Origin of the sequence: Microbacterium pullorum (assembly GCF_014836535.1) — a bacterium.
Taxonomy (GTDB): Bacteria; Actinomycetota; Actinomycetes; order Actinomycetales; family Microbacteriaceae; genus Microbacterium; species Microbacterium pullorum.
This window is the reverse complement of record NZ_JACSQP010000002.1, coordinates 239,877-254,546: the sequence shown is the minus strand read 5'-3', so window position 1 is coordinate 254,546 and position 14,670 is coordinate 239,877. Positions and strand designations below refer to the sequence as shown.

The window sequence follows — 14,670 nt, the reverse complement described above, 5'->3', positions numbered from 1 at the left end:
ACGGTGCCGGGGTCAGGCGAGTGCCTTGGCCTTGAGTGCCTCGTACTCCGCCTGCGTGATGGTGCCGTCATCGAGCAGCTGCTTGGCCTTGGCGATCTCCTCGGTCGGGCTCGCGCCGGCGGCGACCGTCTTGATGTAGGCATCCTGCTGCTCGCGGAACTGCCGGGCCGCCTGCGCGCTGCGCTCGGCCATGCCGCCGCCGCGGGCGATCAGGTAGATGAGCGCCGTGATGATCGGGAAGAAGATGAGGAAGAAGATCCACACCGCCTTCCACCAGCCGCTGAGCGTGTGGTCACGGAAGAGGTCTCCGATGATCGAGAACAGCGCCATCAAGTAGGCGAAGAACACGAAAGCCCAGAGGAACCACCAGATCAGGTCCCAGAAGGACCCCCAGAAACCCTGATACTCCACGGCGGCGTCGATGAGTCGCATGTGCACGTCCCTTTCCTTAGGGGAGCGACGCAACCGCGTCGTCTGCGCTCACCATAGCGACGCAGTGCTCCCGTCGGAAAGGGACCCGTCCCGCGGGCGCGGGACGCGCCCTGACGCTCAGGATGCCGCGGGTGCGCCCGAGCCGGAGCCACGGCGACGCCGACGCCGACGCGGAGCCGACTTGCCGTCGTGGTGCTCCTTGCCGCCGCCGTCGTGGGTGCCGCCGCCGTCGGCAGCGCGCGGCGACTCGCCGGCAGGCTGCTCGGCCGTCACGGTCGCGCCGGTGGCGGCATTGCCGGACGCCGTGCCCTCGCCCGTGCGCCGGCGACGACGCGGACGGCGGGAGCCCTCTTCGCCCTCGGCTGCGGCGGGCTGCGTCTTGACCGTCTGCGTGCGGGGAGCCGTGACGATGCGGCCCTTGGTGCCGGCGGGGATGTCGAGGTCGGTGAACAGGTGGGGGCTGGAGGAGTAGGTCTCCACGGGCTCGGGCTGACCGAACTCGAGCGCGCGGTTGATGAGTGCCCACTTGTGCAGGTCGTCCCAGTCGACGAAGGTCACCGCGATGCCGGTCTTGCCGGCGCGGCCGGTGCGGCCCGCGCGGTGCAGGTAGGTCTTCTCGTCGTCGGGGATCGTGTGGTTGATCACGTGGGTGACATCGTCGACGTCGATGCCGCGCGCGGCGACGTCGGTGGCGATCAGGACGTCCTTCTTGCCCGCCTTGAACGAGGCCATCGAGCGCTCACGCGCCTCCTGGCTCATGTCGCCGTGCACCGAGGCGGTGTTGAAGCCGCGGTCGCTGAGCTCGTCCGACAGCTTCTGGGCGGCGCGCTTGGTGCGCGTGAAGATCACCGTCTTGCCGCGCCCCTCGGACTGCAGGATGCGCGCGATGATCTCGTCCTTGTCGAGCGAATGCGCCCGGTAGACGACGTGCTTGATGTTGGCCTGCGTGAGCCCCTCATCGGGGTCGGTCGCGCGGATGTGGATCGGGTTGGACATGAACCGGCGCGCCATTGCGACGATGGGACCGGGCATGGTCGCCGAGAACAGCTGCGTGTGCCGCACCGCCGGAACCTTGGAGAAGATCTTCTCGATGTCGGGGAGGAATCCGAGATCGAGCATCTTGTCGGCCTCGTCGAGCACCACCTCGGTCGCGTGCGACAGGTCGAGCAGACGCTGGTTGTTGAGGTCGATCAGACGCCCCGGGGTGCCCACGACGATCTGCGCGCCGGCCTTCAGCTGGTCGATCTGGCCCTCATAGGCCTTGCCGCCGTAGATCGCCACGACGCTGGTCGCCCGACCCGACGTGAGCATGTCCATGTCTTCGTAGACCTGCACGCACAGTTCACGGGTGGGGACGACGATGAGCGCCTTGACGCCCGGCTCCGGGTTCAGGCCGAGGCGCTGCACGACCGGGATGCCGAAGCCGAAGGTCTTGCCGGTGCCGGTCTTGGCCTGACCGATGATGTCCTGGCCGGGAAGGCCCAGCGGGATCGTCTGCTCCTGGATCGGGAAGGCATCCACGATGCCCTTTTTGGCGAGGACATCGACGATGTCCTGATCGACGCCGAGTTCGGCGAAAGTCGTCACGATACGAGCCTGTCTGGCGGTGAGAGCCGCCGGGGGGTAAGTGTTCCACGCCCTACACTCAGCCGCAGGCGCGGGGCCCCGATCCGATGCCGGGGCCCTTCCAGCCTACCGGAGATGCGTCAATAGCCCGGTGGGTGCGTATCGTGGGCTCTCATGGCCTGGTGGTTCTTCAAACGCAAGCGGCCCGCCGCGCGCACCCTGTCGCTGCGCTCGCGCGGTGACCACGGTGACGCCCATCGGGTCGACTTCGAGGCGCTCGCTCCCGATGTCGACACTTTCCTCGGGCAGGCGGCGTACCTGCAGCTGGGGTACTTCGAGACGCTCAGTCAGCTCATCGCCTCGACACCCGAGCTGACGCAGAAGGAGTCGCTGTCGCTGGCGGCCGGCGCGGCATTGCTCAAGCACCGCGGGCTCGTCTCCCTCATCCGCGAGCGGGGCGACGATGCGCTGGAGATCATGCTCCCCTTCCGGGAGCCGTTGGATGCCTTCCGGCGCGCGACGCATGGCGCCCGCCCGTTGGAGACCGTGCTGTCGGTGCACATCACGGCGGGCATGCTCGACGACTTCTACGTCGCGCTGGCCTCGAGCTACGGCGAGACCGGACGCACCGCCGCCGAGATCCTCGGCGCCGCCGATGATCGGCAGGCACTCGTGGACATGATCGTCGCGGCCATCGACACCGACGAGGAGTGGCGCTCGTTGCTGGCGCTGTGGGGGCGGCGGCTGGTGGGCGATACGCTGCTCATCGCCCGCGCGGCCCTGGGACCGGCGACGCTGGACGAAGTCGATGAGAAGAAGGTCGAGCCGGTGTTCACCCGCCTGCTCGCCGCGCACTCGCGGCGCATGGGGGCGATGGGCCTCGACGCCTGACGCCGGGCCGCTCGCGCGTCGCCGTCAGGCGATCTTCAGGCGCGCCCGCTCCCGCTCGTCATGCGCACGTCGCACGCGGGTGAGGGCGATGAGGGCGGGGAAGACCACCACGGCGGGGGCCGCGAACGACACGACCCAGATCCACGGGCTGTCGATGCCCAGGCCCGCCCAGGTGAAGGCCAGCCACACGGCGCCGCCCACGACGGCGCCGAGCATGGGGGCCAGCACCGCACCGCGCGTGTCGCGACCGGTGACGCTGAAGTGCGCGCCGATGCCGAGCACGGCGCCCACGATCAGGGCGAGCAGGATCTGCATCGGCTCAGCCGACGAAGCCGATGCGGCGCGACTCTTCGGTGCCGACCTCGACATAGGCGAGCGCGGCCGTGGGCACGATGTAGGAGTTGCCCTTGGCGTCGGTGAACGACACGTGGGTGGCGCCGGATTCGAGTGCCTGCGTGACCGAGGTCTTGACAGTGGCGGCGGACTCGTTGGTTTCGAAACCGAGCTCGCGGCCGGTGTTGACGATGCCGATGCGGATCTCCACGGGTGACTGCCTTTCCGGCCCCGGCTGTCGCCGCGGGCGCATCACGACTCTACGACACCGCGAACCCTCCCCGGCCGTCCGCGACGCCGCGCTCGCTGTCGGCGAACGTCGGCGGGGGCGGCTACCGTGGGCTCGATGCGACAGAGCCAGACTCGGGTGCCCGAACCCGTCTCGGACACCGCCTTCGTTCCGGATGCCGCGCAGCAGCGCGTGCTGCGCCTCGCGCCCGAAACATCGGCGGTGGTGGTCGGCGCGCCCGGAACCGGCAAGACCGCCACACTCATCGCCCGCGTGCACGCCCTGGTCGCGGCGGGGGTCGACCCCGACACGATCGTCGTGCTCACCTCCAGCCGCACCGCCGCCACGGAGCTGCGCGACCGACTCGCCCTCGCCGTCGGGCGGGCGACATCCGGGCCGCTGGCCCGATCGGTGGCGTCGCTGGCCTTCCAGCTGGTGCGCGCCGCCGAGGTGCACGCCGGGGGCGAGCCGCCGCAGCTGCTCACCGGCGCCGACGAGGACCAGCTCCTGCAGGAACTGCTCGCCGGCGACGCCGAAGACGAGGCATCCGCCCCCTCCCGCTGGCCGGACTGGCTGCCGGCACCCATCCGCGGTACCGCGGGGTTCCGCGCCGAAGTGCGCACGTTCCTCGCCGAGTGCACGACCCTGGGCATCACCCCCGCTCGTCTCGAAGAGATGGCCGCACGGCTCGATCTGCCGGCGTGGGCTTCGCTGGCATCGTTCGCGACCGAGTACGAACGCGTCCGCGCCGACATGCGCGGCGCCCACCGCGACGCCGCCGGGCTCGTGCGCGAGGCCGTCGGCATCCTCCGCTCCAGCACGCCCGGTGCGCCGGTGCTCGGTGCCTTCGCCGCGGTGCGGGTCGTGCTGGTCGACGACGCGCAGGAACTCACCCTCGGCGGTGTGGAGCTGCTGGAGGCGTGCCGGGCCCACGGCATCGCCGTCATGGCGTTCGGCGACCCCGATGTGGGCTCCGGCACCTTCCGCGGCGCCTCGCCGCGCAACTTCGCCCGACTGGCTGCCACCGCGCCGCCGCTCGTGCTCACCGGGGCGCACCGGGGGAGCCCCGCACAGCGCGCCCTCCTGGCGACGGTCACCGAGCGCATCGGCGCCGTCGGCATCGTGAGTCATCGCCTGCGCAGCCCCGAGCCGGACGACGCCGTGCGGGCGGATGCCACGGTGCGGGCATTCGCACTGCGCTCGCCCTCGGAGGAGTACGACGCCATCGCCCGGCTGCTGCGCGAGCGGCATCTGCGCGACGGCGTGCCGTGGGACCGGTGTGCGGTGATCGCGCACGACACCCGGCAGGTGGCGGCGCTGGAGGCGGAGCTGGCCGCTCGCGAGGTGCCGGCGCGGGCGAGCGGCCCCGGCCGGGCGCTCGGGGTGCTGCGGCCGGTGCGCGATCTGCTGCGCGTCGTGGAGCTGTCGGCGCGGCCGGGCGACCAGTGGACCTTCGACGACGTCACCGACGTGCTGCTGGGAGTCGCCGGCGGCATGGATCCCGTGGAGCTGCGGCGTCTGCGCACCACGCTGCGCCAGAGCGAACTGGCCACCGGCGGCGAACGCGGCGGGCAGGAGTTGCTCGTGTCGGGCATGGTGCGGCCGCTGGAGCTGGACCTCATCGACACCCGCGAGGCGCGGCGGGCGGTGCGGGTGGCCCGCACCCTCGAGCAGCTGTCGGTCGAGCATGCCGCCGGCGCCACGGTGCACGAACTCCTCTGGACCGCGTGGGAGCGCTCGGGACTGCAGTCGGGGTGGGCTGAGGCCGCGCGCGGGTACGGTCCGTTGGCCGAGCAGGCGAACCGCGACCTCGACGCCGTCGTCGCGCTGTTCCAAGCCGCCAAACGCGCCGTCGAGCGCGAAGACGGCGCGCCGCCGCTGGCGTTCGTGCGCGGCATCCTCGACAGTGACGTCGCCGAGGACCGCCTCACCGCGCCCCCGCCGGAGGCGTCGGTGCGGGTGCTCACTCCGGCCGGGTCGCTCGGGCTCGAATTCGACACCGTCGTGGTCGCGGGCGTGCAGGACGGCGTCTGGCCCAACACGCGACTGCGCGGGAGCCTGCTGGAGACGTGGCGGCTGGCCGACGCCGTCGAGGGCGAGCACACCGGCGACGTGCTCGACCGGCGCCGCCAGGCGATGCACGACGAGCTGCGGCTGTTCGCGCGGGCGGTGTCGCGAGCCACGGCGCGGCTCATCGTGACCGCCGTCGACGACGACGACACCGGGCCCAGCGTGCTGTTCGAACTGCTGCCCGACCCGGAGCCCGCGCCCCGAGAGGTCGAGCACCCGCTCACGCTGCGCGGGCTCGTCGCGCTGCACCGCCGCGCCCTCACCGATCCCCGTGCCCCGGCGGTCGCCCGCGCCGCCGCCCCCGGTCAACTCGCCCTGCTCGCCGAGGCCGGTGTGGCCGGCGCCGACCCCGCCCAGTGGTACGGGGTCGCCGGTCCCACCTCGACCGCGCCGCTGCGCGACCTCACACGTGAGGACGTGCGGGTGTCGCCGTCGCGTCTGCACACGCTGGAGGAATGCCAGCTCAACTGGGTGATCGGCGACCTCGGCGGCGATCCCGGCGGCTCGGTGGCGGGGCTCGGCACGCTCATCCACGCCGCGCTCGAGCACGGCGCGGGGCTCGACGAAGAGGGGCTGTGGCAGATCGTGGCGCAGCGCTGGGGCGAGCTGGAGTTCGACGCCGCCTGGCGCGGCCGGGCCGAGCTCATCCGGGCGCGTGACCTCGTGCGGCGCCTGCACCTGTACCTGCGCCACGCCGAACGCGACGGGGTGAGGCTGCTGAGCGCGGAGCCGCACTTCGAAGTGCCCATCGCCCTCCCCGATGCCGGAGAGCACGGTGCGCTGCTCAGCGGCTACATCGATCGTGTCGAACTGCGCCCCGACGGTGCCGTGGAGATCGTCGACCTCAAGACCGGCAAGAGCGAGCCCCAGACCGACAAGGCCGTGGCCGACAACCCGCAGCTGGCCGCCTACCAGCTCGCTTTCGAGGCGGGCCAGATCCCCGCCCCCGAAGGCGCGCGCCCCGGCGGGGCCAAACTGCTGGTGCTGCGGCCCTCCGCGGCATCCAAGGACTACGTCACCCCACGCCAGGTCCCCTTCGACGACGAGTCGCGCACGGCATTCGTCGAGCGCGTCGTCGCCGCCGTCGACGTCATGCGCGGGACCGCGTTCGTCGCCCCCTACGAGGAGCACTGCCGCGATGAGCATTCGTACGGCCTCTGCCGCATCCACACGATCGGGGCGGTGAGCTCATGACCTCGCTGATCTCGGCGCACGCCATCGCCGCCGCCCTCGGACAGTTCCCGCCCACCCCCGAGCAGGCCGCCGTCATCGAGTCCCCGCTCGAGCCCGGTCTCGTCGTCGCGGGCGCGGGCAGCGGCAAGACAGAGACGATGGCGGGACGCGTGGTCTGGCTCGTCGCCAACGGGCTGGTGCGTCGCGACCAGGTGCTGGGCCTCACCTTCACCCGCAAGGCCGCCGGCGAGCTGGCCGAACGCATCCACAAGCGCCTGCAGCGGCTGGCGGAGTTCGACCGCCGCGGTCTCGTGCCGCACCTGGCGGAGCTGCACGCCGACGGGCATCTCGACGTGTTCGCGACGACGACGACGGATGCCGCCCGTCGCGCCGCGCTCGCGGCGCTGGTGGCCCGCACCGGCGCCGAGCCCGCAGGCGGTGACGACGAGGCGCTGCTGCATCGGCCCACCGTGGCGACCTACAACAGCTTCGCCGACAGCATCGTGCGCGAGCACGCCGTGCGCATCGGCCGCGACGGCGAGGCCGCCGTGCTCAGCGACTCGGCCGCGTGGCTGCTGATGCGCCGCGTCGTGCTCTCCTCCGACGACCCGCGGCTCGAGGAACGAGGGGAGGCCGTGCGCACCCTCATCGACGCGGCGCTGCGCATCGCCCGCGACAGCGTCGACAACCTCGTGCCGCTCGATGACCTCGCCGCCTTCCCCGAGCGTTTCGCCGACGTGCTGGAGCGGCCGTCGGAGAACAAACGCACCGTCGTCTACGCCGACGTCGCCCGTGCCGCCGAGAAGGTGGCGGCCCTCGGGCTGCTCACCGACCTCGCGCGGGAGTACGCGCGAGAGAAGACGCGCCTGGGCGTCATCGACTTCTCCGACCAGGTCGCCGGCGCCCTCGAGGTCGTGCGCAGTCACGAGTCGGTGGCGGCGGAGCTGCGCGACCGGTACCGCGTGGTGCTGCTGGACGAGTACCAGGACACCTCGGTCGTGCAGACCGATCTGCTGGCGACACTGTTCCGTGGCACCGGTGTCATGGCCGTCGGCGACCCGCACCAGTCCATCTACGGCTGGCGCGGCGCGAGCGCCGGAAACCTCGGCGATTTCGCCCGGGCCTTCGCGCCCGACGGCGTCAGCGGTCGCTTCGCCCTGCGCACCAGCTGGCGCAACAGCACGCGCGTGCTCACCGCTGCCAACGCCGTGCTGGCGCCGCTGTCGGCGACCGCGCCGGTGCCCGTCGACGCGCTGCTCGCACGACCGGGCGCGACGACGGGCGAGGTCGACATCGCGTTCGAGGACGACCTCGACGCCGAGACCGAGCGGGTGTCCGCGTGGTTCGCGCAGGTGCGTGAGCAGCGCGCGGCGGCGGGAAAGGCCACCACGGGCGCCATCCTCTTCCGCAGCAAGAAGCACATGGTGCGCTTCGGCGACGCCCTGGCGCGCCGCGGCATCCCGCATCGCATCCTGGGCCTCGGTGGGCTGCTGTCCACCCCCGAGGTCGTCGACGTCGTCTCGGCCCTGCGGGTCATCGCCGACCCGACGGCCGGCTCCGCGCTCATCCGCCTGCTGTCGGGACCGCGCTGGGCCATCGGCCTGGCCGACCTCCGCGCTCTCGCGCAGCTGGCCCGCCGCATCGTGCGCCACGACCACGCCCTCAAGCCCCTCGCGCCCGAGGTCGCCGAGCGCATGCGCGGGTCGGCGGGGGAGGACCAGGGCTCGCTCGTCGACGCGCTGGACTTCGTGCTGCGCCACCCCGCCGACCACGGCTGGCTCGCGGAGTTCACCCCGGTGGCGCGGGAGCGCCTGCGGGAGGCGGGAGCGGTGTTCGCGGGTCTGCGCCGGGCGGCGCGCCTGCCGATCCCGGAACTCGTGCGACTCATCGAGCTGGAACTGCGCCTGGACGTCGAGCTCGCCGCCAACGAGGCACGGGGGCCTGCCCGCATCGCCTCCGAGCAGCTGCGCGCGTTCGTCGACGAGCTGCACGGCTTTCTCGCCGCCGACGAGACCGGATCGCTCACGAGCCTGCTGGCATGGCTCGACCACGCCGAGAAGCTCGACGAGTTCGCCCCTCGCACCGAACCGCCCGAGGACGACGTGGTGCAGCTGCTGACCATCCACGGTTCCAAGGGTCTCGAGTGGGATGCCGTCGCCGTGGTGCGCCTGGTCAAAGACGAGCTGCCCAGCGCCGCGAAGGACACCAAGGGGTGGCTCGCGTTCGGCGTGCTGCCCTACCAATTCCGCGGCGACGCGCCCTGGCTGCCGCAGCTGATGTGGGAGCGCGACGACGCGCCCACCCAGCAGGCGCTCAAGACGGCGCTGGAGGACTTCATCGCCGCGCAGCGGGCCCGCCAGCTCGAAGAGGACCGCCGTCTCGCCTACGTCGCCGTCACCCGTGCCCGCGACCACCTGCTGCTGAGCGGGTCGAGCTGGTCGGGCACCCGCAGTGCCCGGGAGCCCAGCGTGTTCCTCGTCGAGATGGCCGAAGCGCTGGGGGTGACGCCCCCGGCGCCGCAGACCGACGAGAATCCCTACCTGGGGGAGCGGCGGCTGCTCACGTGGCCGATCGACCCCCTCGGTGCCCGCGCCGCCACCGTGCACGCCGCTGCCGCGACCGTGGCGGCCGCGCAGCAGGCCGAGCCGGTGCCGCCGCACCCCGAGCTGGAGCTGCTGCTGGCCGAGCGCACCGCGCGCGCGGCGGATCGGGTGCGCTCGGCCCCCACCCGCATCCCGGCCTCGCGCTACAAGGACTTCGTCGCCGACTTCGCCGGCACCGTCGCCGCCATCGCCCGTCCGCTGCCGGAGCGGCCATACCGCCAGACACGGCTGGGGACGCTCTTCCACGCCTGGGTGGAGCACCGGTCGGGGCTGGTCGGCGCGGGGTCGTCGATGGACGATGCGCTGTGGGAGTCCGACGAAGAGATCGTCGACGGCACAGCGCCGCTGTCGGCCGACGACGCACAGGCGATGGCCGCTCTGAAGGACGCCTTCGCCCAGACCGAGTGGGCGCCGCTGCGCCCGATCGCGGTGGAGACCGAGATCGACTTCACCATGACCGGTCCCGACGGGCGCGAGCACGTGATCATCTGCAAGCTCGACGCCGTCTACCGCCGCGGGGAGCGCATCGAGATCGTGGATTGGAAGACGGGTCGCCCGCCCGCCACCGCCGCGGAGCGGGAGGAGCGCATGGTGCAGCTCGAGCTGTACCGCCGGGCGTACCACGAGAAGCACGGCGTGCCGCTCGAGCGCATCGACGTCGCGCTGGTCTACGTCGGCACCGGTACGGTGCTGCGCGGCTGACGCCCGGCGTCAGTCGGTCGTCGTCCAGCGACGCAGCGCATTGCGCGCGGCGTCGTCGCGCTCCTGCTCATCGGCGGCGGAGGCCTGTCGCAGGTCCTGGGGCACGGTCGTGTCGGCCGGAGCCGTTTCGGGCGTCGTGCGCCGTGCGGGGGACGCGGCGTCGGTCGCCGCATCGGCCGCTTCGTCATCGGAGAAAAGCGACAGTTCGATCGGCTGGGTGACCTCTGCGGCGGGATCGGCGTCGTCGTTCGCGGTGTCCTGCATGAACATCGACATCATCGACGGGTCGTAGGTGTCGGTCTGCATCGATGTGTCGACGATCTCGCCCGTGGCATCCGACATGCGGCCGACGCGCGCGAGTGCGTCGTCGACGTCGACGGCGTCGTATGACAGCAGCGGCGTCTCGCCGACGCCCTCGGCGAGCGACTCGAGCAGGGCGACGGCATCGGCCACGACGCTCTCGGTGCCCGCGGCGTGGCCGTGCACGAGCCACTTGGCGAACTCGAGCTCGGCGTAGAGGCGGGCGCGGTCGCGCAGCCGCGCGTCGGGCGCGCGGTGGGCGGTGGAGAGGTAGCCCTCGTACACCGCCTCCGCGGCGGTGGGCGCCGAAGCGAGCCACCGCAGATCCGCGGCGGGGTCGCCGACGCTCAGACCGTGCCAGTCGAGCAGGCCGGTCACGGTGGGGACGTCGTCGACGTCCTCCAGCAGGAACGCCGTCGGCTCGACGCCGCCGAGCGTGACGGCCGCCTCGAACCGCCACAGCTGTTCCGAGGCGAGGGCGGTGCTCCACCGGCGCAGGAGCGAAAAGGGCAGCAGGCCCGTGGCTTCGGCACGGTCGAGGAGCCGCTCGGCCTCGTCGCGCACCTGGGCGGGTGTGCGGGAGGGGAGCCCGGCATCGCGGACCACCGAGACGGGGAGGGCGTGCACGTTGGCGATGGCAGCCCCGAGCGAGGTGGCGACCCCGCGTCCGGGCGGCACGTGGCCGGCGTCGACGCGGTAGCCCGGCAGCAGGTCGGAGACGACGACGCGTGAAGACCCGAGGCCGGCCTCGCCGAGCACCTCGGGGGCGCGGAAGGGCAGCACACCGCGAACCCCGGCGGACAGTGCGCGCAGCACGTGCACCTGGGCGGCGAGCTCGTCGGCGGCCTCGGGGGAGTTGGCAACGCGCACGACGACACGGCGGCCGTCATCGAGGTCTGCCACGGCGCTGTCGAAGCGGCCCGCCGTCCCCTCGGTCAGCTCTCCCACCCCGACGACCGCGACCCGGGGAAGGGCCGAGGTGACGGACGCGGCTAGAGTGAGAGGTGAGCGTGCCATGCCCACAAGGGTAGGTCGCGCGCGCTCCGATCACCCCCGCGCCACGCCCGCAAGAGAGGTCCTGGATGACGGTGCACGACAGCCCGCACAGCCCCGCGACCGCCGCCGGCGGGTTCGACCGAGCGGCCGGTGAACGCACCGTCGTCACCCTCCTCGACGATGCGCGGGCCGATGCCGCCACGCGCGTGCTCGCGGTGCACGGCGACCGTGCGCCGCTGACAGACGGCGGCACCCTGCAGTACGTGCGCCCCGCCGATGTCTCCGGCGAGGCGCACTGGGCCTTCCTCGGACGCGATGAGCGGGGTGCGGCGCTGCTGCTGGCGGCCGCGGCCACCGACCGACCCGCACCGCTCACGCACGACCGCTGGGGGGCGCTGCGCGCGATCGCCGGTGATCTGTCTCCGCACGACGCCGATGTGCTCGCCGTCGCGGTCAGCCTCGGCCGCTGGCTCGCCGATGCGCCGTTCTGCCCCGCCTGCGGTGCGGCGACGCTCGTGCACGCCGCCGGCTGGGCGCGCACCTGCCAGGGCTGCGCCCGCCAGCATTTCCCCCGCACCGACCCGGCCGTCATCGTCGCCGTCTCCAGCGCCGACCGCGAGCGGCTGCTGCTGGGCTCCAACGCGATGTGGGCGCCGCAGAACCGCTATTCCACCTTCGCCGGCTTCGTCGAGGCCGGGGAGTCGCTCGAATCGGCCGTCGTCCGCGAAGTGCATGAGGAGTCGGGTGTGCAGGTGACGCAGCTGCGCTACCGCAGCTCGCAGGCCTGGCCCTACCCGCGCTCGCTCATGCTCGGGTTCCATGCCGTCGCGGAGGATGAAGCCACGGCCCGCGCCGACGGCGACGAGATCGTCGCGGTGCGCTGGTTCACCCGCCCCGAGATCGGCGCCGCACTCGCCGGCGGCGGAGACGTGCTGCTGCCCGGCACGGCGTCGATCGCCCACCGCCTCATCACCGACTGGTACGAGGAACGCGCATGACCGTGACACCGCTCGCGGGGCTCGACGACGCACAGCTGCAGGCGGCCACGACGCTGCGGGGGCCGCTGTGCGTGCTCGCCGGCGCCGGTACCGGAAAGACCCGCGTCATCACCCACCGCATCGCCCACGGTGTGGACACCGGGGCCTACTCGCCGTCGCGCGTCATGGCGGTCACCTTCACCACGAAGGCCGCGGGCGAACTGCGCGGCCGGCTGCGGGCACTGGGCGTCCCCGGCGTCGCCGCGCGCACCTTCCACGCCGCCGCCCTCGCGCAGCTGAACTTCTTCTGGCCCCAGCTGGCCGGGGGCAGTGCGCCGTCGATCGTCAACGGCAAGGTGCGGGCCCTGGCCCACGCGGTCGATGGGCTCGGGTTCGACCCCGGGCCGGCGGCGCTGCGCGACGTCGCCGCCGAGATCGAGTGGCGCAAGGTCACGATGCGCTCGATCGAGGAGTACGCCGTCGCCCGCCCGCGGGGCGTGGCCGGCCTCGACCTCGAGCAGGTCATCGACATCCAGCGCGCGTACGAGAAACTCAAGGACGAGCGGCATCAGCTCGATTTCGAGGACGTGCTGCTGGCGTGTGCGGGCATGATCGAGGCCGAGCCGCACGTGGCGGCCGCGGTGCGCGAGCAGTACCGCCACTTCACGGTGGACGAATTCCAGGACGTCTCGCCGGTGCAGAACCGGCTGCTGGAACTGTGGCTGGGGGAGCGTCGCGATCTGTGCGTCGTGGGTGACGCGAGCCAGACCATCTACTCGTTCGCCGGGGCCGACCCGCAGTTCCTGCTCGGCTTCGCCGACCGGCATCCCGACGCTCGGGTCGTGCGGCTGGACCGCAACTACCGGTCGGATGCCGCGGTGCTGGCCGTCGCCAACGATCTGATGCGCGATCGGCCGGGGGCGCTGTCCCTCGTCGCGGCCTCCGGCGCCGAGCCCGGTCCGCAACCCACCCTCACGACGTATCCGCACGACGGCGCCGAGGCCGCCGGCGTCGCCCGCGCGATCGCCGCGCAGATCGCCGCCGGCACCGATCCGCACGACATTGCGGTGCTGTATCGCACCAACTCGCAGTCGGCTCCGCTGCTGGCCGCCCTCGCGGAGCGCCAGATCGCGGCGACCGTGCTCGGCGGCAAGCGGTTCTTCGACCTGCCGGAGGTGCGTCAAGCACTGCTGGAGCTGCGCGCGGCGACCGTCGCGCCGCTGGAGACCTCGTTCCTGCCCACCGTGCGCGACATTCTGCGCCGCTCCGGGCTGACCGACGAGCCGCCGCCGGCGGGTGGGGCGGTGCGCGACGCGTGGGAGGCGCGGGCGGCGATCCTGCGGCTGGCCGAGGAGGCGCCCGCCGGCACCACGCTGCGCGCCTTCACCGACGATCTGCTCGCTCGCGCGAAGGACCAGCACGAGCCGTCGCTGCGCACCGTGACGCTGGCCACCCTGCACGCGGCGAAGGGCCTGGAATGGCACCACGTGCATCTCGTGGGGCTCGCGGAAGGACTGCTGCCCATCTCGTACGCCACGACCCCCGAGACGATCGACGAAGAGCGACGCCTGGCGTATGTGGGCATCACGCGCGCCGCGCGGTCGCTGTCGCTGTCGTGGGCGCGGGGAACGGGACAACGGGAGCGAGCGATGTCGCGTTTCGTGAGAGAGATCGGCAGCGGCAGTCTGCGTGCGGCCGATGCTCGTGCCATGTCGGGCGCCCGTGTCGCACGCGGATCGTCGCAGAGCGCGTCACCGGACCCGGCCGTGCGCTGACCATTCGGCGGGCGAGGACCGCCGCGTCGTACAGGATGCTGCGCGGTGTCGCCGGCGTCGGCAGCCGCATCAGTTGGATCGCGATCGCCGGCCACGCCGCATCGTCGTCGCGCCGGTGCGCGTCGATGCACGCGGGGCATGCCGTCCTGCCGGGGATCACGAGCGGTCCGACCTCCACCCGATCGTGCGAGAGCACGATCGGCAGGTGCCGCACGTCGTCGCGCATGAATCGCGCCGTCCGAGGAGGGTCGAGCACATGCGCGGCGACGGCGATGACGGGTGCCCCGGGCGGGACGGGCAGTGCCCCCAGATCCCACCACGGCGCCGATTCGGGAGCGGCACCGGTCTCGGTGAACGCATCGGTCAGCGTCTCGGCGAGGGAACGGTCGAGGTCGTGCGGCAGCTCCAGCCTCACGACAGGACGCGGCGGGTCCCGCTGTTCGCTCAGCACGGGCTGCAGCAGCTGCCGGAACGGGTCGATCGATGTTGCGGGGGCGCCGAACGCCCGGGCGTACGCGTCGAACGCGGGCGCGGGGATCCCCTCGACGAGCGCGCCGATGAGCCGCTCCTGCCACCGGACGAGCGGATCCACGACGGCGACGGCATCGACACCGAACTGCAGG

The 14,670-nt window shown here is 72.6% G+C and carries 10 protein-coding genes; 5 read left to right on the top strand and 5 right to left on the bottom strand.

The window, feature by feature from the left end; translation table 11 throughout:
* Positions 1-12: 12 nt before the first annotated feature.
* Positions 13-432, bottom strand: a complete 420-nt coding sequence (locus tag H9651_RS03855; RefSeq protein WP_191717974.1) for an SHOCT domain-containing protein — start codon at positions 430-432, stop codon at positions 13-15.
* Between the two features lie 117 nt (positions 433-549).
* On the bottom strand, positions 550-2,019 hold the full coding sequence (locus H9651_RS03850; protein ID WP_191717775.1) for a DEAD/DEAH box helicase: 1,470 nt from the start codon (positions 2,017-2,019) through the stop codon (positions 550-552).
* Positions 2,020-2,172: 153 nt separating this feature from the next.
* Here H9651_RS03850 and H9651_RS03845 point away from each other — a divergent pair, with 153 nt between their 5' ends.
* On the top strand, positions 2,173-2,889 hold the full coding sequence (locus H9651_RS03845; protein ID WP_191717774.1) for a ferritin-like fold-containing protein: 717 nt from the start codon (positions 2,173-2,175) through the stop codon (positions 2,887-2,889).
* Positions 2,890-2,913: 24 nt separating this feature from the next.
* Here the strand turns inward: H9651_RS03845 and H9651_RS03840 are convergent, their stop codons facing one another.
* On the bottom strand, positions 2,914-3,204 hold the full coding sequence (locus H9651_RS03840; protein WP_191717773.1) for a hypothetical protein: 291 nt from the start codon (positions 3,202-3,204) through the stop codon (positions 2,914-2,916).
* 4 nt (positions 3,205-3,208) lie between these two features.
* On the bottom strand, positions 3,209-3,433 hold the full coding sequence (locus H9651_RS03835) for a DUF3107 domain-containing protein (RefSeq protein ID WP_191717772.1): 225 nt from the start codon (positions 3,431-3,433) through the stop codon (positions 3,209-3,211).
* 135 nt (positions 3,434-3,568) lie between these two features.
* On the opposite strand from H9651_RS03835, the gene H9651_RS03830 reads away from it, so the two are divergent.
* Complete coding sequence (locus H9651_RS03830; protein WP_191717771.1) at positions 3,569-6,715, top strand: ATP-dependent helicase; 3,147 nt, start codon at positions 3,569-3,571, stop codon at positions 6,713-6,715.
* Positions 6,712-9,999, top strand: a complete 3,288-nt coding sequence (locus H9651_RS03825) for an ATP-dependent DNA helicase (RefSeq protein WP_191717770.1) — start codon at positions 6,712-6,714, stop codon at positions 9,997-9,999. Before H9651_RS03830 ends, H9651_RS03825 begins: the two co-directional genes overlap by 4 nt.
* 9 nt (positions 10,000-10,008) lie before the next feature.
* On the opposite strand, the gene H9651_RS03820 is transcribed toward H9651_RS03825, so the two are convergent.
* Positions 10,009-11,316, bottom strand: coding sequence for a phosphotransferase (locus tag H9651_RS03820; RefSeq protein WP_191717769.1), 1,308 nt, complete (start codon positions 11,314-11,316; stop codon positions 10,009-10,011).
* A 65-nt stretch (positions 11,317-11,381) separates the two neighbouring features.
* Between H9651_RS03820 and nudC the strand changes: the two genes are divergently transcribed.
* The gene (nudC, locus tag H9651_RS03815) at positions 11,382-12,293 is read left to right on the top strand and encodes an NAD(+) diphosphatase (RefSeq protein WP_191717768.1); all 912 of its coding nucleotides are present in this window, start codon (positions 11,382-11,384) and stop codon (positions 12,291-12,293) included.
* Entirely contained in the window at positions 12,290-14,047 is a 1,758-nt protein-coding gene (locus tag H9651_RS03810; protein WP_191717767.1) for an ATP-dependent helicase, read from the top strand. The genes nudC and H9651_RS03810 overlap by 4 nt, the downstream gene beginning before the upstream one ends.
* The last annotated feature ends 623 nt before the right edge of the window (positions 14,048-14,670 follow it).